17 protein-coding genes and 1 pseudogene are annotated in these 18,475 nt (G+C 66.5%); 12 read left to right on the top strand and 6 right to left on the bottom strand.

The window, feature by feature from the left end:
• Positions 1–8 precede the first annotated feature (8 nt).
• Positions 9–1,475 carry a lipase maturation factor family protein gene (locus AC5RWA_RS13345; protein WP_494057976.1) on the bottom strand — a complete coding sequence of 489 codons (1,467 nt, stop codon included), beginning with the start codon at positions 1,473–1,475 and terminating at the stop codon, positions 9–11.
• A 72-nt stretch (positions 1,476–1,547) separates the two neighbouring features.
• On the opposite strand from AC5RWA_RS13345, the gene dxr reads away from it, so the two are divergent.
• The 7 genes from dxr to AC5RWA_RS13380 all read left to right on the top strand — a co-directional run bounded on the left by dxr (position 1,548) and on the right by AC5RWA_RS13380 (position 7,800).
• Complete coding sequence (gene dxr, locus AC5RWA_RS13350) at positions 1,548–2,732, top strand: 1-deoxy-D-xylulose-5-phosphate reductoisomerase (RefSeq protein ID WP_494057977.1); 1,185 nt, start codon at positions 1,548–1,550, stop codon at positions 2,730–2,732.
• 18 nt (positions 2,733–2,750) lie between these two features.
• A complete protein-coding gene (locus AC5RWA_RS13355; RefSeq protein ID WP_115524150.1) occupies positions 2,751–4,082 on the top strand; it encodes a M50 family metallopeptidase in 1,332 nt (443 codons plus the stop codon).
• A gap of 81 nt (positions 4,083–4,163) precedes the next feature.
• On the top strand, positions 4,164–4,853 hold the full coding sequence (locus tag AC5RWA_RS13360; RefSeq protein ID WP_494057978.1) for a MarR family transcriptional regulator: 690 nt from the start codon (positions 4,164–4,166) through the stop codon (positions 4,851–4,853).
• Positions 4,850–5,377, top strand: coding sequence for a hypothetical protein (locus AC5RWA_RS13365; RefSeq protein WP_115524152.1), 528 nt, complete (start codon positions 4,850–4,852; stop codon positions 5,375–5,377). The genes AC5RWA_RS13360 and AC5RWA_RS13365 overlap by 4 nt, the downstream gene beginning before the upstream one ends.
• Before the next feature lie 72 nt (positions 5,378–5,449).
• Positions 5,450–5,743, top strand: a complete 294-nt coding sequence (locus AC5RWA_RS13370) for a YciI family protein (RefSeq protein ID WP_079595519.1) — start codon at positions 5,450–5,452, stop codon at positions 5,741–5,743.
• Between the two features lie 37 nt (positions 5,744–5,780).
• Positions 5,781–6,947 carry a flavodoxin-dependent (E)-4-hydroxy-3-methylbut-2-enyl-diphosphate synthase gene (gene ispG, locus AC5RWA_RS13375; protein WP_494057979.1) on the top strand — a complete coding sequence of 389 codons (1,167 nt, stop codon included), beginning with the start codon at positions 5,781–5,783 and terminating at the stop codon, positions 6,945–6,947.
• On the top strand, positions 6,910–7,800 hold the full coding sequence (locus tag AC5RWA_RS13380) for a GNAT family N-acetyltransferase (protein WP_494058028.1): 891 nt from the start codon (positions 6,910–6,912) through the stop codon (positions 7,798–7,800). The genes ispG and AC5RWA_RS13380 overlap by 38 nt, the downstream gene beginning before the upstream one ends.
• Before the next feature lie 43 nt (positions 7,801–7,843).
• On the opposite strand, the gene AC5RWA_RS13385 is transcribed toward AC5RWA_RS13380, so the two are convergent.
• The 3 genes from AC5RWA_RS13385 to AC5RWA_RS13395 are packed head-to-tail and all read right to left on the bottom strand — an operon-like array spanning position 7,844 to position 10,031.
• Positions 7,844–8,461 carry a TetR/AcrR family transcriptional regulator gene (locus tag AC5RWA_RS13385; protein ID WP_494057980.1) on the bottom strand — a complete coding sequence of 206 codons (618 nt, stop codon included), beginning with the start codon at positions 8,459–8,461 and terminating at the stop codon, positions 7,844–7,846.
• Entirely contained in the window at positions 8,458–9,201 is a 744-nt protein-coding gene (locus AC5RWA_RS13390) for an ABC transporter permease (protein WP_115524175.1), read from the bottom strand. Before AC5RWA_RS13390 ends, AC5RWA_RS13385 begins: the two co-directional genes overlap by 4 nt.
• Before the next feature lie 11 nt (positions 9,202–9,212).
• Complete coding sequence (locus tag AC5RWA_RS13395) at positions 9,213–10,031, bottom strand: ABC transporter ATP-binding protein (RefSeq protein WP_494058029.1); 819 nt, start codon at positions 10,029–10,031, stop codon at positions 9,213–9,215.
• A 427-nt stretch (positions 10,032–10,458) separates the two neighbouring features.
• Here AC5RWA_RS13395 and AC5RWA_RS13400 point away from each other — a divergent pair, with 427 nt between their 5' ends.
• The 3 genes and pseudogenes from AC5RWA_RS13400 to AC5RWA_RS13410 all read left to right on the top strand — a co-directional run bounded on the left by AC5RWA_RS13400 (position 10,459) and on the right by AC5RWA_RS13410 (position 14,519).
• Entirely contained in the window at positions 10,459–12,270 is a 1,812-nt protein-coding gene (locus AC5RWA_RS13400) for a proline--tRNA ligase (protein ID WP_079595514.1), read from the top strand.
• A 9-nt stretch (positions 12,271–12,279) separates the two neighbouring features.
• On the top strand, positions 12,280–13,074 hold the full coding sequence (locus AC5RWA_RS13405; protein WP_275726500.1) for a sulfite exporter TauE/SafE family protein: 795 nt from the start codon (positions 12,280–12,282) through the stop codon (positions 13,072–13,074).
• A 54-nt stretch (positions 13,075–13,128) separates the two neighbouring features.
• Positions 13,129–14,519: pseudogene (locus AC5RWA_RS13410) on the top strand (pyridoxal phosphate-dependent decarboxylase family protein).
• A 26-nt stretch (positions 14,520–14,545) separates the two neighbouring features.
• Here the strand turns inward: AC5RWA_RS13410 and AC5RWA_RS13415 are convergent.
• Positions 14,546–15,583, bottom strand: a complete 1,038-nt coding sequence (locus AC5RWA_RS13415; protein WP_494057981.1) for an aminoglycoside phosphotransferase family protein — start codon at positions 15,581–15,583, stop codon at positions 14,546–14,548.
• Between the two features lie 76 nt (positions 15,584–15,659).
• Positions 15,660–16,733: a DUF4439 domain-containing protein gene (locus tag AC5RWA_RS13420; RefSeq protein ID WP_494057982.1), complete on the bottom strand. Its 1,074-nt coding sequence runs from the start codon at positions 16,731–16,733 to the stop codon at positions 15,660–15,662.
• 88 nt (positions 16,734–16,821) lie between these two features.
• On the opposite strand from AC5RWA_RS13420, the gene rimP reads away from it, so the two are divergent.
• On the top strand, positions 16,822–17,439 hold the full coding sequence (gene rimP / locus AC5RWA_RS13425) for a ribosome maturation factor RimP (RefSeq protein WP_079595509.1): 618 nt from the start codon (positions 16,822–16,824) through the stop codon (positions 17,437–17,439).
• On the top strand, positions 17,439–18,419 hold the full coding sequence (gene nusA / locus AC5RWA_RS13430) for a transcription termination factor NusA (RefSeq protein ID WP_079595508.1): 981 nt from the start codon (positions 17,439–17,441) through the stop codon (positions 18,417–18,419). Before rimP ends, nusA begins: the two co-directional genes overlap by 1 nt.
• Positions 18,420–18,475 lie beyond the last annotated feature (56 nt).

Consider the following 18,475-nt stretch of genomic DNA (forward strand, 5'->3'; position numbering starts at 1 on the left):
CCGGGCGCTCACCTTCGCCGGCCTTGCGACCGCCGGAGGGAGATCGGCGGGATGGCCTCGTAGAGCCGGGTGCGCACCCACCGGTTCCCCGTCTCCCGGAACTCCTTGCGGGTGGCGAAACGGTAGTGGTAGCTAAGGACGCGCACCCAGCGGGGCGCCCCGCCGTCGAACGGGTCATGGCGCAGGAGCCGCAGGGTCTTCCGGTCCGCCTCCAGCAGCTTGCCGAGGAAGGCGTAAAACCACTCTTCGTGCACCGTCCGCAGCGGCAGGAACCACATGAGCCAGTCCAGCCGCAGGTGATAGGGGGCATACTGGCGGGGAATCCGGCGCACATCCCCGGGCTTTCCCTTGAAGCCGTACTCACGCCAGTCGGAGGACTCATCGGGGTCGTCGTCCAGGGTGCCCTCCACCACAATCTCGATGCGCTGCTTGGTGACACTCCCGAACGCCCCGTAGGTGTTCACCAGCTGCCAGCGGTTGAAGCTCGCATTCATCAGCTGCCGTCGGGAGAACAGGTTCCGGAGCGGCCAGTAACTGAGCACCACCAGCAACAGGGTGGCAGCGAGCGTGATGACCAGCCACCAGAGCGGAGTCTCCCGCTCCACGCCCGCCCCGTGCCAGTCCACGGGGATGGCCGGCAGGACGGCGTGGGCCGCCGAATCGCTGACGGCGGCGAACGCCAGCACGATGGCGATCCAGTTCAGCCAGGCGAAGTTGCCGGTGGCCACCAGCCACAGCTGTGTCACGATGACGATCGCCGCTGCGACGCTGGCCACCGGCTGGGGAGCGAACAGCAGGAAGGGGACCACCAGTTGGGCGAAATGGTTGCCCAGCACTTCCACCTTGTGGAGGGGCTTGGGCAGCAGATGCGCCTGCCGGCTGAGCGGACCGGGCATTGGCTGCGTCTCATGGTGGTAGTACAGCGCGGTCAGGTCGCGCCACTCCCGGCCGCCGCGGATCTTGATCATCCCGGCGCCGAATTCCAGCCGGAACACCAGCCACACGATCAGGATCAGGATGGTCCGGGGCGGGTCCGTCTGGTCAGACCCGAGGAACGCCACGGTGAAGCCCGCTTCAAGGAGGAGCATCTCCCAGCCGAACCCGTAGAACGTCTGGCCCACGTTCACGATGGACATGTACAGCAGCCAGAGGGACAGGAACGCAATCAGCGGCACCCAGGGAGGTCCCATCTGCGGGAGTCCGGCCACCAGCAGCGCCGATATCACAAGCCCCGCCGCGCAGACGGCCCGCAGCAGGCCGTCGGAGTAGCGCCAGCGGAAGAGGGTGGGCCGGCGCAGCCTGCTGAAGCCGCCCAGGTATTCCGGTGCCGGGAGAAATCCGCGCTCACCCAGCAGCGCGGGGAACTGATTCAGCGAGGACAGGAACGCGACGAAGTAGAGCGCGGCGATGCCCCGCTGCAGCACTTGCCGGGCGAACTCGTATTCCGGCGCATCGAACCAAGACAGCCAGTCCACGGCATCCACGTTACGCCGGGCCGTGCCGAGGTCAAGGCGCAGCCGGTCAAGGAGGTGCGGGATACTTAACCAATGCAGCCACGCAGAGTCGTCCTCCTCGGATCCACCGGTTCCATCGGCACCCAGGCGATTGACGTCGTCGACGGCGCCCCGCACCTTTTCGAGGTCGTGGCACTCAGCGCAGGCGGCGGCAACCTGGAACTCCTCGCCCGGCAGGCGGTGCATACGGGAGCTGCAGCCGTGGGAATCGCCGGCGGTGATCCGGCCCGCCTGGCCACCCTGATCGACCAGGCAGCCGCCGCTGCGGGAAAGTCCGGCTACCGGCCCCGGATCGTGTCCGGCCCCGACGCCTCCACCCGCATTGCGGAAATCGAGGCGGACGTGGTGCTCAACGGCATCACCGGTTCAATAGGCCTTGCCCCCACCCTGGCGGCGCTCAAGTCCGGCGCCACACTGGCCCTGGCCAACAAGGAATCCCTCATTGTGGGCGGGGAGCTGGTCAAGGCAGCGGCCCGGGACGGCCAGATTGTCCCCGTGGACTCAGAGCACTCCGCGATAGCCCAATGCCTGCGGTCCGGCACGGCCGGCGAAGTGGAAAAACTCATCCTCACAGCGTCCGGAGGCCCGTTCCGGGGCAGGAGCCGCGAGGAACTGTACGGTGTCACCCCGGAGGAAGCGCTGGCCCATCCCACCTGGGACATGGGCGTTATGGTCACCACCAACTCAGCCACGCTCGTCAACAAAGGACTCGAAGTGATCGAGGCGCACCTGCTCTTCGATGTTCCGCTGGACCGGATAGACGTTGTGGTCCACCCCCAGTCCGTGGTGCACTCCATGGTCCAGTTCATCGACGGCTCCGTCATCGCCCAGGCCTCGCCCCCGGACATGCGCCTGCCCATTGCGCTGGGGCTGGGCTGGCCGGACAGGGTGCCCAAGGCCGCGGCAGCCTGCGACTGGACCAAGGCGGCCACCTGGACCTTCGAGCCGCTGGACGTGACCGCTTTCCCCGCCGTGGATCTCGCGAAGGATGCCGCAAGGCAGGGCAGCACCTTCCCGGCAGTCTTCAACGCAGCCAACGAGGAAGCCGTGACGGCCTTCCATGCCGGCCGCATCCGGTTCACCGACATCGTGGACACGGTGGACGCCGTGCTCAGCGAACATTCAGGTTCTTCCCGGCTCACGGTGGAATCCGTGCTGGATGCTGAGAGCTGGGCACGCGCCCGCGCCCACGAACGTTTAGCAGTCAGCAGTCTCTAGGAAGCAGCAAGCACCTCCATGACCCCCGTTCTCCTTTTTATCCTCGGCGTCGTCTTTGTGGCCATCGGCATCGCCGCCTCCATCGCGCTCCACGAAGTGGGCCACCTGGTGCCCGCCAAGCTCTTCAAGGTGCGTGTGACCAAGTACATGATCGGTTTCGGCCCCACCCTGTGGTCGAAGCGGAGGGGCGAAACCGAGTACGGCGTGAAGGCCATTCCGCTGGGCGGCTATGTGTCCATGATCGGCATGTACCCGCCCAACAAGGACGACGGATCGGTCCGCCCTTCCAGCACGGGGATGTTCCAGACCCTTGCCACCGAAGCCCGGTCCATGGCGCATGAGGAAGTTGGCCCGGGCGACGAAAACCGCGTCTTCTACCGGCTTCCGGTCTGGAAAAAGATCATCGTGATGCTCGGCGGACCAGCCATGAACATGGTCCTCGGCCTCATCCTGACGGCCGTCCTGCTGATGGGCTTCGGAATGGCAACGGCCACCACCACCATCTCGGACGTTTCCAAATGCCAGGTGGCGGCGGGCGAAACGGTGGACCCCGACTCCGCGGACTGCCGGCTGACGCCTGCCGCCGCCGCGGGACTGCAGCCCAATGACACCGTGACGTCCTTCGACGGCAAGGACGTCACCAGCTGGGACCAGCTGACCGAGTGGATCCGCGCCTCCGCCGGCCGCGAGGTAGCCATCACCGTGGAGCGCGACGGCGCCCCCCTCTCCACAACGGTGACCCCCGTTTTGTCCGCCCGGCCCATCATCGGCGTGGACGGCCGGCAGGAGACGGACGACGCCGGCAACCTCCGGTACCAGGACGTCGGCTTCCTGGGAATCGGTGCGCACACGGAACTGGTGCCCCAGCCGGCGTCGACCGTCCTGCCCATGGCGGGGGAAAACATCCGCCAGGTTGCCGGCGTCATCTTCAACCTGCCCGCACGCGTGGTGGGCGTGGCGAAGGCCGCCTTCAGTGAAGAGCCCCGCGATCCCAACGGTCCCATCAGCGTGGTGGGCGTCGGCCGGGTGGCCGGCGAAGTCGCCGCCATGGAGGAAATCCCGGTCCAGTCCCGGGTGGCCACCCTGATCGGGCTGCTGGCAGGGCTGAACTTCGCCTTGGCCGTCTTCAACCTGATTCCGCTTTTGCCTCTGGACGGCGGCCACGTTGCCGGTGCGCTGTACGAAGGCGCCAGGCGAAGGGTGGCAAAGCTGTTTGGCAAACCGGACCCGGGGGCCTTCGACATCGCCAAACTGCTCCCCGTGACGTACGTGGTGGCGGCCTTGCTGATGGGCATGAGCGCCCTGCTGATCTACGCGGACATCGTCAAGCCGGTGAATCTCTTCGGCTGACTCCTAATACAGCTGCGGTTGATTCCCGGAAATCAGTCAATTTTGATTGAGATCGGATAGTCAGCCGCATATGGTTGATCCATGTTCGTTATGACGATTGACCAGCGGGGCAGCACGGGGGATAGGGATCGGGTTCCGGACCTGATCTCCCAGCTTGCCGAATTGACACCTGCTGCCTTTGAGCGCTCGGTGGGCGATGAGCTCCAGGGCGTGGTGGCTGACCCTGCCGATGTTGTGGACATTGCCCTGCATGCGCTGCGGGCCGGCCGCTGGTATGTGGGAATCGGCATCGGAGCGGTATCGCTCCCTGGCGGTGCCAGCCCGCGTGAGGGGACAGGGGCAGCGTTCGTTGCCGCACGCCACGCCGTGGACCGGGCCAAGGCAGCAGGCTCGCAGGTTCCGTTGTCGGTGGTGCCGGGCACTATGGGCAAAGACGCGGAAGGCCGCGCCGTGGACGCTGGGGGGGTGCGGGCCTGTGCCAACGCTGAAGCGGTGCTGCGCCTGCTGGGCCGCGTTGTGCAGGAGCGTACCGATGCCCAGTGGCGGGTGGTGGACGCCCTCCGCCGCCAGGAATCCACCAGGCACGGGCGCCAAAAGCAAGTGGCTCTGGAGCTTGGAATCAGCGAACAATCGGTGAGCCGAACCGTACTCCGGTCCGGCTGGCAGGAAGAATGGGCAGCCAGGCCGGCGGCAGCAATGCTTCTGGACCATGCACATTCAACGATTGCCCATTCAACGACTGCCCGTTCCCATGGTGAAGGAGCTCAATGAACGCACTGTGGATCACGGTTGCACTACTTACGGCTGGTTTTGCGGGCTGGCCTGTGACGGCGCTCGTTTTCAAACTCGCCAGAACCATTGACGACAGGGCGGACGCCGCCAAGGCGGCAGAGCAGGCCCGGCGGGCTGCGGAGGACCCGTCCGCAGACGTCACTGTTGACCCTGTGCGCGGAAGCCACCCGGACGAAACCGGCCAAAAAGTGGACGGCGAGCTGACGGCTGAACCTGAGCACCCGGCGTCGGGCGCTGCACCTGCCGAGCCGGCCGCATCGGCACAGCGGATCCTGCGCGGCGGAGCCATCATCGGCATCCTGGAGCGGCTGGGAGTGTGCCTGGCCATCCTGACCGGCCAGCCGGTGGCCATCGCCTACATCGTGGCCATCAAAGGCCTGGGCCGGTTCGCGGAGCTGAAGGAGACGCCGGTGGCGGCTGAGCGTTTCATCATCGGAACGTTGACGTCCATGCTCTGGGCCGCCGGTACCGCAGCCGCCGTCAAGGTCCTCTTCCTCAGCTGAAACAGGTCTTCTGCCCGGCCGGAGATAGCACCCGGATGGGTGGCAGGGCGGGCATGGCGATAGGGTAGCGGTATGACAGTTTTTGCCGTTGAGTACGTTTATGCCGCCGATTCCACCGAAGCCCGCGACGAGGCCCGGCCAGCGCACCGCGAATGGCTTGCGGGCCTTGCGCAGGACGGCGTCCTCCTCGCCAGCGGTCCGTACGGTGACGGCGCCGGAGCGCTCCTGATCTTCAAGACAGCAGACGAGGCCGCCCTCAACTCGATCCTCAAGCAGGATCCCTTCGCCGCCGCCGGAGTCATCGCCGGGACCCGCATCACGGAATGGTCACCCATCATCGGCGTCCTCGCCGGACTCACGGCGTAGCCGCTTCTTCTTTACCCTTTCAACTCTAGGAGTCCACGTGACCTCGGTCAGCCTGGGAATGCCGTCAGCACCGCCACCCGTCCTTGCCCCGCGCCGCAAGACCCGCCAGATCAGAGTCGGTTCCGTTGGGGTGGGCTCGGACTTCCCCATCAGCGTGCAGTCGATGACCACCACGCCCACAACTGACATCAACGCCACGCTGCAGCAGATCGCGGAGCTGACGGCATCCGGCTGCGACATCGTGCGTGTTGCCTGCCCCTCCGCGGACGACGCCGAGGCGCTGCCCATCATTGCCCGGAAGTCCCAGATCCCGGTCATCGCGGACATCCACTTCCAGCCCAAGTACGTCTTCGCCGCCATCGAGGCCGGATGCGCCGCCGTGCGCGTCAACCCTGGAAACATCCGCAAGTTCGACGACCAGGTCAAGGAAATCGCCGCTGCCGCGCGGGACCACGGCACCTCCATCCGCATCGGCGTCAACGCCGGATCGCTGGAGCCCGGCATCCTCAAGAAGTACGGCAAGGCAACCCCTGAGGCGCTCGTGGAGTCTGCAGTGTGGGAAGCCTCGCTCTTCGAAGAGCACGGATTCCACGACTTCAAGATCTCGGTCAAGCACAACGATCCCGTCATCATGGTGGCGGCCTACGAAATGCTGGCCGAAAAGGGTGACTGGCCCCTCCACCTCGGCGTGACCGAAGCCGGCCCCGCGTTCCAGGGCACCATCAAGTCCGCCACTGCCTTCGGCGCCCTCCTGTCCAGGGGTATCGGCGACACCATCCGCGTTTCCCTCTCGGCCCCGCCGGTGGAGGAGATCAAGGTGGGAAACCAGATCCTGCAGTCCCTCAACCTGCGTCCCCGCAAGCTGGAAATTGTCTCCTGCCCGTCCTGTGGCCGCGCCCAGGTGGACGTTTACACGCTGGCGGAGCAGGTGACCGCCGGGCTGGAGGGAATGGAGATTCCACTGCGCGTGGCCGTCATGGGCTGCGTGGTGAACGGACCGGGTGAGGCACGTGAAGCCGACCTCGGCGTTGCTTCCGGTAACGGCAAGGGCCAGATTTTTGTGAAGGGCGAAGTCATCAAGACTGTTCCCGAAAGCGAAATTGTTGAGACACTGATCGAAGAGGCCATGCGTATCGCGGAAGAGATGGGGGAGGCCGATGGCGAAGATGCTGTCAAGGGTAGCCCCGTGGTTAGCGTCTCGTAAGGACGTTACCGATCTGGCGGGGATTTCGGTCCGCACGCTGGACGGCCAGGACACCGAGGCGCTGAGGCTCCTTGCCCGGCAGGATCCGGTCACCAATGTGTTCATTCTCGCCCACCTGCGTGCTGCCGGCACCGCCGCGCCTACCAGCGGCGGCGCCGGCATTATCGGAGTGTTCGACGACGGCATCCTGGTGGGTGCCTGCTGGGCTGGCGCGAACCTGGTTCCGGTCCAGTTGGATCCCGCCCTTGCCGGAGTGGTGGCCGAGGCCGCCAACAGGTCCAGCCGGCGTTACGCCTCGGCCTTTGGGCCCGCGCAGGCTGTGCTGGCCCTTCATGCTGAACTCGTGGAGTTGGGCCACCGTGCGCATGAAGTGCGCGCCGAACAGCCCCTGATGATTATCGACGGGCCGTCCTGCGTCGAGCCCAACCCCGGCCTCGAACTGGGAAACCTGGCGGATTTTGACCGCATCCTCCCTGCCTGCGCCGCGATGTTCGAGGAGGAAGTCGGATACTCGCCTTTCCTTGGCGGGCGGGAGTTCTACAGCCGCCGGGTGGAAGGCCTCATCCGGCAGGGCCACTCCCTTGTCCACCTCAACGATGCCCGGGAAGTGGTGTTCAAAGCGGAGCTGGGCGCTGTCACCTCCGAGGTCACCCAAATCCAGGGCGTATGGATGAATCCGCTCTTCCGCGGCCAGGGGCTCAGCCCCGGGTACATGTCCGCCGTCGTGGAGCAGGCGCAAAAGGTCGCGCCGGTCACCAGCCTTTACGTCAACGGCTTCAACGTGAGGGCGCGTTCCACCTATGAACGCGTCGGTTTCCGGCAGGTGGGAACCTTCGCTACAGTTCTCTTCTAGCGGGCGGCTGCCTGCGAAAGTCCCATTCGGCCTGGTGGCCTGGTTATGTGAGGTTCCCGGTCAGGTACCGCTGCACGTTGGGGGAGATGAGCCGGACAACATCCTCCGGTTCTGCCGATGCCAGCGGCTCCAGGCGGACCACGTAGCGGACCATCATCAGGCCCACCATCTGCGTTGCCACGAGTTCGCCGCGCAGGGCCACCTCATCCGGTGTCCCCGGAACGCCCGCCATGATGCGGCTGATAATGGTCCGGTTCACCATTTCCCGGAGCAGGGCAGTTTTCGCCTTTGACCCCAGTGTTCCCCGGAGGAACGCCACCAGGCTTGGCTGTGCGGGGCTTTCCCACAGGCGCAGCACGGCGCGGACAATCAGCTCCGCACGCTGGCCGGGGTCGGAGCCGGCTACCCCGGAAAGCACCTGCTCGGGGTCCGCCGGAAGCTCCACGCTGAGGGCGAAGAGCTCGTCCTTGCCCTTGAAAAAGTGGTGGATCATGGCCGGGTCAACGCCCGCCACCCGGGCCACCTGACGCAGGCTCGTACCCTCAAAGCCATGTTCGGCAAACTGGCGCCTCGCGGTTTCGAGGATATGGTCCCGCGACGCGGCACTGCCGCCCCGGCGTCCCCGCCTGACACCTGCAGCGCCGTGCCCGCCTGAGGTCACGCGCTGCGCCTGCGGAGGGTGAGCGATGCCAGCACCAGCACGCCCAGGACGATGGCTGCCATGATGCCTGCGTCCTGCCAGAGCTGTTCGGTGGCCTCGGAGTTCGCCGCGATTTCCTGCAGCGCATCCACGGAAAACGTCAGCGGAAGGACGTTGGACACGGATTCCAGGACATCGTTCATCCGGTCGCGTGCCACGAACAGGCCGCACAACAGAATCTGCGGAACCACCACCACGGGCATGAACTGGACCGCCTGGAACTCCGTCCTGGCAAAGGCCGAACACAGTAGGCCCAACGCCACGCCCAGGACGGCGTTGATGACCGCAATCATCACCACAAGGCCCGGGGAACCTTCAATGTCCAGGCCAAAAACCCAGTAGGCCACCGCTGTTGCCACCAGTGACTGAAGTGCGGCCATGATGGAAAAGGCCAGGCCGTAGCCAAAGAGCAGGTCCGCCTTATGCACAGGGGTGGTGAGCAGCCGTTCCAGTGTTCCGGACGTACGTTCGCGGAGCATGGTGATGGAAGTGACCAGGAACATGACCACGAACGGGAAGATGGCCAGCATCATCAGCCCCACCCGGTCGAAGGTGCGCGGAGTTCCCGGTGGAAGAACCTCATTTTCGTAGAGGAAGTAGACCGCGGTGAGGAGGAGCGCCGGAACCACCAGGATCAGGGCGATGCTGCGGTGGTCATGGCGCAGCTGGTCAAGGACCCGGCGCGTGGTGGCAAGAAGCATCCGGATGTCCATTACCGTCCGCTCCTGTCCGTGGCGGCACCGGCGGCCGCGTCGCGGCCTCCCAGGCTCCCGCCGTCGTTGTTTTCCGACTCCCGGATGATGGTGAGGAAAGCTTTCTCGAGGTCGTTGCTGTGCCCCCGCCTGCTGAGCTCTTCAGGGGTCAGCTGGGCCAGCAGCCTGCCTTCCCGCAGGAGCAGCAGCGATTGGCAGTGGCTGGCTTCCTCCATCACGTGGCTCGATATGAGCAGGGTTATGCCGTCCTCGGCCATGGACCGGAAACGGCTCCAAAGGTCCGCCCGCAGCACCGGATCCAGGCCAACTGTGGGCTCGTCCAGCACCAGCAGCCTGGGGCGGGCCACCAGGGCGCAGGCCAGCGAAACCCGGCTGAGCTGGCCGCCGGACAGGTCCGCGGTTTTCCGGTGTGCCAGCTGTTCAAGCCCGACGGCGGCAATCGCCTCATCCACATCCGTTTTCCTTTTGCGGTGCATGGCGCCGAAGTACCGTACGTTCGCTTCCACCGTCAGGTCCGGGTAGACGCTGGGCGACTGGGTCACGTAACCCACCTGGTGGCGCAGCGCCGGGCTCCCCGCGGCAAGGCCCAGGACATCCACCGTTCCGGACGACACGAGCTGGACCCCAACGATGGCCCGCATGAGGGTGGTTTTACCGCTTCCGGACGGCCCAAGGAGGCCGGTGATCTGGCCGGCCGGGATGGCGAAGTCCAGGCTGCTCAGGAGGGGAACCTTCCCGCGCACCACATTCAGGCCACGCGCCACCACCGCGCCGCCGGTCCCGGTGGCCTGGATTCCTGCTGTTGCCGAATGGGACATGGCCGCCTCCGCCCTGGACAGGAGGGTTTCCGGCACGTGGTGCGCCGATAATTCATCACCTGATGAATTAAAGGTAGGACGCGCACAGCGGGGGGTCAACGGTCCAAAAACGAAGGCTACTTGCCAAACGTGTGCGCGATCACATAGGTTCGGTCTAGCTGCGCTGGAGTGGCGTGGGCGGTCTCACCAGTCCTCACCAGTACTTGGGCGATAACGGCGTCGAGCCACGCCCGGATGCGATGACCAGCCTCACTGGGGGGCCAGGGGCTTTGTAATTCCGGGCGTGGCTCTACTGTGTCCGGCACTTTTGGCCAGGGACCAGTCCAGCCTGCAGTCCAAGCCTGGCGCCGGGTGCCGGTAGATTAGTACCCAGACGAATTTGTCCGGCCCTGCTGATCCAGCACTTCCCCAGAAACGGATACCACCCGTGGTTCTAAGACTGTCCCAGCTTTTCCTGCGCACCCTGCGCGAAGATCCCGTCGACGCCGAGGTCGCCAGCCACAAGCTCCTGGTCCGCGCCGGATACATCCGCCGCGCAGCCCCCGGCATCTACACGTGGCTTCCGCTGGGGCTGAGCGTGCTCCGCAAAGTCGAGGAGGTCATCCGCGAGGAAATGGCCGCCATCGGCGCCCAGGAAGTACACTTCCCGGCACTGCTGCCGCGCGAACCGTACGAGGCCACAAACCGCTGGACCGAGTACGGGGAGGGCCTGTTCCGGCTCCAGGACCGCAAGGGCGCCGATTACCTCCTGGCCCCGACGCACGAGGAAATGTTCACGTTGCTGGTGAAGGATCTGTACTCGTCGTACAAGGACCTGCCCCTGAGCCTCTACCAGATCCAGAACAAGTACCGCGATGAAGCCCGTCCCCGGGCAGGCCTGCTCCGCGGCCGCGAATTCATCATGAAGGACTCCTACTCCTTCGACGTGGACGACGCCGGCCTGGACGCCAGCTACGCAGCGCACCGTTCCGCCTACCTCAAGATCTTTGCCCGGCTGGGCCTGGAGGTCGTCCCGGTTGCCGCCACCGCCGGCGCCATGGGCGGGTCCAAGAGCGAGGAATTCCTGTTCCCCACGGAGATCGGCGAGGACACCTTTGTCCGGTCGGCCGCAGGCTATGCCGCCAACGTGGAAGCCGTCACCACCGTGGTCCCCGCGGAGATCGACTTCAGCAACGCGCCTGCCGCCCAGGTACTGGACACCCCGAACACCCCCACCATCGAAACGCTGGTGGCGGCATCCAACGAACTGGCCCCCCGCAGCGAGGCCGACGGCGGCGCCTGGACTGCAGCGGACACCCTCAAGAACGTTGTCCTCGCCGTCACCCTGCCCACCGGTGAACGCCAGCTTGTGGTCATCGGCCTGCCGGGCGACCGCGGCGTTGACCTCAAGCGCGTGGAAGCCAACATCGGTTCCTTCCTGCCCATTGCAGGGGAAATCGGACTGGAAGCAGCCAACGACGACGACCTCAAGAAGCAGCCCCTCATCGTTAAGGGCTACCTCGGCCCCGGCCTGACCCTGGACGAACCCCTGCTGGGCAGCGAAAGCTCCACCAAGCTCCTCTACCTCGTGGATCCCCGCGTGGTCCGCGGCACCGCCTGGATCACCGGCGCCAACGAGGCCGGCAAGCACGTCTATGGCCTGGTGGCCGGACGGGACTTCACCTGGGACGGCGTCATCGAGTGCACCGACGTCCGCGAAGGCGACCCGTCCCCGGACGGCTCCGGTCCGTTGGAAATTGCCCGCGGCATCGAGATGGGCCACATCTTCCAGCTCGGCAGGAAGTACGCCGAAGCCCTGGACCTGAAGGTGCTGGACCAGAACGGCAAGCAGGTAGTGGTCACCATGGGCTCCTACGGTGTGGGCGTCACCCGCGCCGTCGCTGCCCTTGCCGAGGCCAACCACGATGACCGCGGCCTCGTCTGGCCACGCGCCGTGGCGCCGGCTGACGTCCACGTGGTTGCCGTGGGCAAGGGCGAGGACATTTTCGCCGCCGCGGAGCAGCTGTCCCTGGACCTGGAGGCAGCCGGCCTGCAGGTCATCTACGACGACCGCCCCAAGGTGTCGCCCGGCGTGAAGTTCGGCGACGCAGAACTGGTGGGCGTCCCCACCATCCTGGCCGTCGGACGCGGCCTGGTGGACGGCGTCGTGGAAATCAAGGACCGCCGCACGGGGGAAGCTGAGAACGTAGCTGTTGATAAGGCGGTTGACTACGTGGTCAACGCCGTCCGCAACAGCTGACCCCCAGCGGTGGATTTAGGACTTGAGTCCCTCCAGCTGACAACAATCCTCCTGCTGGTGCTGGCAGGCTTCGCTGCCGGCTGGGTGGACGCGGTGGTGGGCGGGGGCGGGCTGATCCAGCTCCCCGCCCTGCTGTTGGTCCCCGGCATCACTCCGGTGCAGGCCCTGGCCACCAACAAGCTGGGCTCCATCTTCGGAACGGCCACCAGCGCCACCACCTATTACCGGCGGGTGGGACCGGACCTGAAAACGGCGCTGCCCATGGCCGTGATCGCGTTGGCGGGCAGTTTTGGCGGTGCCGTGCTGGCGGCCACCCTGCCGGCCAACGTCTTCAAACCCATCATCGTCGCGGCGCTGGTCGCCGTCGCGCTTTTCACGGCGCTCAAGCCCGACGTCGGGGACATCACGGCGCTGCGGCACGACGGTCACAAGCACTACGTGGTGGCGTGCCTCATTGGCGCCGTTATCGGTTTCTACGACGGACTGATCGGCCCGGGCACGGGCTCGTTCCTGGTCATTGCCCTGGTCTCGGCCATGGGGTACGCCTTCCTGGAGGCCAGCGCCAAGGCAAAGATCGTGAACATGGCCACCAACGCGGGCGCACTGATGTTCTTCCTGCCGCACGGCTCTATCCTGTGGGGACTGGGCCTGCTGCTGGGCGCCGCCAACATGGCCGGCGGCTACCTCGGAGCAAGGACGGCAGTGAAGCAGGGAAGCAGCTTCGTCCGCGTGGTATTCCTGGTGGTGGTCGCGGCCCTCATCATCAAACTCGGCTATGACATCTGGCAGGAAAACTTCGCCTGACGCCGGAACCCTTCCTGCCTCGTGGCCGTCCATGGCGAGGCGTAGCATGCAGGTATGTCACAGGGCGATGATGACTATTCCCCGGCTCTGTCAGCTGCACTGCGCCATGCGACGGACTGGCTGCACAGCCTTCCTGACCGACCAGTGGGGCCCAGGTTCGCTGCCCATGACCTGACTGATGCCTTCGGCGGACCACTTCCTGCGCAGGGCATCCCGGCCGAGGACGTGGTCGATTTCCTCGCCCGGACCGCTGATCCCGGTCTGATGGCGATGCCCTCCGGCCGTTTTGCGGCTGGGTCATCGGCGGAACCCTTCCGGCAGCACTTGCCTCCGACTGGCTGGTGAGCGCCTGGGACCAGAATGCCGGTCTGCGCTATGCCACCCCCGCAATGGCAGCCATCGAGGAAGCTGCCGGAACCTGGCTCCTGGAACTGCTCGCGCTTCCGGCCGGTTCCGACGTGGGATTCGTCACCGGAGCCACCATGGCCAATTTCACCGGGATGGCCGCCGGGCGGTGGCGGCTCCTCACGGACGCAGGGTGGGACCTGGACCGCGACGGGCTGTCCGGTGCACCGCGGATCCAGTGTTTTGTCGGCCGGGAGCGGCACGACACCATCGATCTCGGCCTGCGGTATCTCGGGCTCGGAAGGCCCCGGGTGGTGGAAGCGGATGGCGAGGGACGCTTGATTCCGGCGGCACTGGATGCCGCGCTGCAGGAAGGTTCTGGGCCGGCCCTGGTGTGCCTGCAAGCCAGCAACCTGCACTCCGGCGCCTTCGATCCGTTCTCCGAAGCCATTGCCGTCGCCAGGAACCATGGTGCGTGGGTCCACATCGACGGCGCCTTCGGCCTGTGGGCCGCCGCGGCGCCGGAGCTGCGCCACCTGACAAGGGGCTGCGGGGACGCGGACTCATGGGCCACCGACGCGCACAAAACGCTGAACGTGCCCTACGACTGCGGCATCGCCATTGTCCGTGACGCCTCTGCGCTCCGCTCGGCGATGGGCTTGCACACGACCTATTTAGTGCACGATGCAGAAGGGCCGGGGGACCCGTTCGAAAAAGTACCGGAACTGTCAAGGCGCGCACGCGGCGTGCCGGTGTGGGCCGCGCTCAAGAACCTTGGCCGTGATGGGGTGGCAGCGCAAGTCAGGGGACTCGCCGCGGCTGCCTCGGACATCGCGGCGGGACTCGCCGGGCTGGACGGCGTGGAGGTGCTGAACGACGTCGACTACACCCAGGTGTGCGTGGCTTTCGGTGACGATGCCACCACCCGTGCTGTAACAGCCCGCATCATCGAGGACGGCAGGGTCTGGATGTCCGGATCGCGCTGGCGGGACCGGGACATCCTGCGCGTGTCGGTGAGCAACTGGCATACGGCCGAAAAGGATGTGGGCACGGCCGTGGACGCCGTCCGGTCCGCCCTGGCTGCCGTGCGCGGCAGCTGAACTGAACCGTTGCCGGTGCCGGTACGCTAGCCCGGTGCCTGGCCCGGCTCGGGCAGGGCGTGGGCAGGCGGCAGCCCTTCAAGCGTCCGTCCGGCCAAGGTGCTGGCCACCCAGAGTGAGCGTGCCATATCGCCCTGGTGGTCCGGCTTTCCGGCGTACCACAGCGCATTGGCAACTTCCCGGGCGACACCCCACTGCCGGGCGGCTTCAGGATCAAGGCCGGCCGCTGCACTGAACTCGGCGCACCGCTCCCGCAGGCCTTCCCCAGGCTGGTTGGCCGGCAGGTCCCGGATCCGGTTCCACAGCAGCGGCGCCACCGCGAACTCCGGTTCGCCGATCATCGGCTGGGGGTCGATCGCGGCGTATCCTGCCGCCATCGGCCGTCCATCCGGCACGGCCGCGCCGGGCCGGGCCAGGACATTGAGGAAATGCAGGTCTGTGTGGACCAGCACATCGCGGCCGGAGCGCCGGCCCACCGCCCCGCGGGTTTGGCAAACCTCGAGTGCCGCTTCGAGCAACCAGCGGGGGAAGGGCCGCCCCAGCTGTTCCCAATCGGCGGGAAGGTCATCGCTCCACTGTTCGGCGCGCGCCGCAATGTGCTCGAACTCCTGCCACTGGGGCCGCTGATCCGGGCTTAGGCTCAGCTGCCGGACCAGCCCGCCCCACACGTCCACCGCGTCCCGCAACGGCACCCCGTTGAGCGACTGTGTTGCCTCCAGCCGCTCCAGGAGCATGGCGCAGGTGCCCGCGTCCGATTCGAGCAGGGCTACCGCACCGCGGCCGCGCCACAGTGCCAGGGCATGCCGTTCAACCCTTGCTTCATCGTGCGGAAAGGCGACCTTGAGGACTGCAGGGGAGCCGTCAGCCTGCAGCACCGGAATCACCACAGCGCCATGGCCGTTCCACGGCATGCTGCCATCGGCCAGGTCTGGCTTCAGGCGCCAGTGCTCAAGACGCCCCTGGATCAGGCCGGGAAGCGACGCGAGCCACGCCCGTCCTGCACTGCTTCGGCCGTACCGTGCAGTGAGGTCGGGAGGAATGGGGACTGCTGCTTGCTGGCTCATCAGCACCAGCCTAGGCGCAGGTGCGGACAGGGGTGGCAGGGTCTGCGGAATCCCGAAGGGTTCGACGCCCGTGCGTTCACCCCGGGAGGAGGGGGAGTTGGGCCTCGTCCAGCGCCAGTCCCGGAACCGGACCCGGATCGCCGCCCCAGTGCAGGGTGCGGGCGGCGGCCGATTGGAGCGCCTGCAGCGCCCAAGTGCGGGCAGGCCCCTCTGCCAGCGCCACCACGTCCCCGTATGCCGGCAGGGTTGCGGCCTCCAGCTGCGCCAGGCCGGCTGCCGGCGCAGCCAGGAAGCCGGCGTCCAGGACGTAGCCTGGCTGCTGGGGAGGGACAGTGCCGCAGTGGAGGCGGCCCCAGGCTTCAGCGTCCGCCGCGAGGTCCTGGTGCCGTGCAAGGAATTCCGACGCCGGTCCGGCCTCCGCAGGAGACAGCCGCGTCAGTGCGGCCTGGTATCCGTAGACCGCCTCCTGTTCGGCGGTGGAAGCGGCGGCCAGGGCAGTACCGGCGTCCGGCCCGGCAGGCGGGGCGGTGGGGCAGGAGGACGGCGCAGTCTCCGGATCAGGCGCGGTGGCGGAGGGTGAAGATGCCGGGCCGGCTGCAGCAGCGGGTGCCACAGGGTCCGGAACGCCGGCGGCGGCTGCAAGATCCCGGGCTGCCAGAAGCTGCGCCGTCCCGGCACCGGCCAGCAGGCGTGCCATGCCGCCGTCGGCACTCTTCGCGTCCTCAAGCCGTGCGGAACCGCTGGCGGCCAACGCCGCAGCAAGTTCCGGCGCCGTCATCTCCGGGGCAGCGGATGGCGGGGCAGCTGTGGCCGGCGGTGACACCGGCGCGGCCTCCGGCAGGAGCAGTGCGCGGGCTTGGATGGTCAGCAAAGTCACAATGCGGCCGGTGGCGGCGGCAGCACCGCCGTCGGCGGCTCCGGCTGCGAGTTCCAGCCCCGCGGCGCGGAGCCCGAGGGCGTCCTCAAAGGCTGCCGCGCGCGCCTGCTCGGAGAATGGCGGAGCGGGCGGGACCGGCGGTTCGGCGGGCGTGAGGGCGAATCCCAGGCTAAGGACAAGGAGGGCTGCGAGCGATACAGCCGCGTACCGGAAGTAGCGCATCCGGGGCGGGTTTTCCTGCTGGTCGTCGTTCACAACAGACCATGGTGTCACGCCGGAAGGGGATCGCCGTGCACCACTGAGCCGGTAAAATAGCTACGCTAGTACACACCACATCATCTATAGGGAGGCGGCCGGCATCGTGAGCAATGCAGAAGCCACGGCTTCATCAGACCACACCGGAACGGGTCGGCCTGACTCCGCAGCGGCACACAATCCGGAAGCAGCCCGGCTCCGGGCCCTCCTTGAACCCTCGGTCCTGGCCAACCGCCTGTACCTTGAGGACGTCGCCATCAACGTAGCGGGTTCGCACCGGGTAGTCCACGTTGTGGTGGACCTTCCCCAGGAGGAAACCGGCGGCGTCAACCTGGACGTCATCGCGGACATCTCCAAGGTCCTGTCCGACGTTCTGGACAACGATCCGGGCGACGACGGCCGCCCGTACGATCTCGAAGTCTCCTCACCCGGCGTGGGACGTCCCCTGACGGAACCCCGCCACTGGCACCGGGCCAAGGGCCGGATGGTCAAAGTGAACGTTGTCCAGGGCGACAACATCACGGGCCGCATCCAGTCCGTGGATGACGGGGGAGTGACCCTCGTCCCGGAGATCGCGGTCAAGAAGGGCATGAAGCCCAAGCAGGGCGAGCCCGTAAAACTTCCTTTCGACAGGATCCGCAGCGGAAAAGTCGAGATCGAATTCAGCCACCTCAATGAGGGCGGTCTGGAACCTGAACACAATGGACCTTCTGAGGAGGCCTGATGGATATTGACATGAGCGCACTGAGACTTCTGGAGCGTGAGCGTGAAATCCCGCTGGACCTCCTGATCCCCACCATCGAGCAGGCGCTCCTGGTGGCCTACCACAAGTCCCCCGGCGCCTTTGAAAAGGCCCGGGCCGAGCTGGACCGCAAGAGCGGCCACGTGACCATCTGGGCTGTGGAGATTGACGACGACGGCGCCCCCATCGGCGAGTTCGAGCACACCCCGGAAGGGTTTGGCCGCATCGCCGCCAGCACCGCGCGCCAGATCATCCTGCAGCGGCTCCGCGATGTTGAAGACGACAACGTCCTGGGCGAGTTCAAGGGCCGCGAAGGCGAGCTGGTGTCCGGCACCATCCAGCAGGGCAACAACCCCCACATGATCCAAGTCAACCTGGGCTCCGTGGAGGCACTGCTTCCGCCGCCCGAGCAGGTACCCGGCGAGAAGTACATCCACGGCAACCGGCTCCGTGCCCTGGTCATCGACGTCCACCGCGGCTCCAAGGGCCCGTCCGTCACCCTGTCACGGTCCCACCCGGGGCTCGTCCGGAAGCTTTTCGAACTGGAAGTGCCTGAGATTGCCGACCGGTCCGTGGAAATCGTTGCCCTCGCCCGTGAAGCAGGCCACCGCACCAAGATCGCCGTCAAGGCCAACACCCCCGGCATCAACGCCAAGGGTGCCTGCATCGGTGAGATGGGGTCCCGCGTCCGCGCCGTGATGACGGAACTCAATGACGAGAAGATCGACATCGTCGACTTCAGCGAGAACCCGGCAACCTTTATCGCCAGCGCCCTCTCGCCGTCGCGCGTGAATTCGGTCACCATTACCGATGAGGCCACCCGGTCGGCGCGTGTTGTGGTTCCCGACTACCAGCTGTCACTGGCCATCGGCAAGGAGGGCCAGAACGCCCGCCTGGCCGCAAAGCTCACCGGCTGGCGGATCGACATCGTTTCCGACGCCGCCACGGCCAAGGAAAACTGACAGCCTTTCCGCCGGACCCTGCCACGCCGGAACCGCAACTGGTTTCGGGCAGAACG

The sequence above is a fragment of the Arthrobacter sp. 210 2 genome, from assembly GCF_059093025.1.

What these genes read in the sequence shown, in the direction of transcription:
- nusA (WP_079595508.1), top strand. Translation starts at nt 17,439, where the DNA reads ATGGATATTGACATGAGCGCACTGAGACTTCTGGAGCGTGAGCGTGAA.
- AC5RWA_RS13370 (WP_079595519.1), top strand. Translation starts at nt 5,450, where the DNA reads ATGACAGTTTTTGCCGTTGAGTACGTTTATGCCGCCGATTCCACCGAA.
- AC5RWA_RS13390 (WP_115524175.1), bottom strand. Translation starts at nt 9,201, where the DNA reads ATGCTTCTTGCCACCACGCGCCGGGTCCTTGACCAGCTGCGCCATGAC.
- AC5RWA_RS13380 (WP_494058028.1), top strand. Translation starts at nt 6,910, where the DNA reads ATGCTGTCAAGGGTAGCCCCGTGGTTAGCGTCTCGTAAGGACGTTACC.
- AC5RWA_RS13395 (WP_494058029.1), bottom strand. Translation starts at nt 10,031, where the DNA reads ATGTCCCATTCGGCAACAGCAGGAATCCAGGCCACCGGGACCGGCGGC.
- dxr (WP_494057977.1), top strand. Translation starts at nt 1,548, where the DNA reads ATGCAGCCACGCAGAGTCGTCCTCCTCGGATCCACCGGTTCCATCGGC.
- AC5RWA_RS13360 (WP_494057978.1), top strand. Translation starts at nt 4,164, where the DNA reads ATGTTCGTTATGACGATTGACCAGCGGGGCAGCACGGGGGATAGGGAT.
- AC5RWA_RS13415 (WP_494057981.1), bottom strand. Translation starts at nt 15,583, where the DNA reads ATGAGCCAGCAAGCAGCAGTCCCCATTCCTCCCGACCTCACTGCACGG.
- AC5RWA_RS13365 (WP_115524152.1), top strand. Translation starts at nt 4,850, where the DNA reads ATGAACGCACTGTGGATCACGGTTGCACTACTTACGGCTGGTTTTGCG.
- AC5RWA_RS13355 (WP_115524150.1), top strand. Translation starts at nt 2,751, where the DNA reads ATGACCCCCGTTCTCCTTTTTATCCTCGGCGTCGTCTTTGTGGCCATC.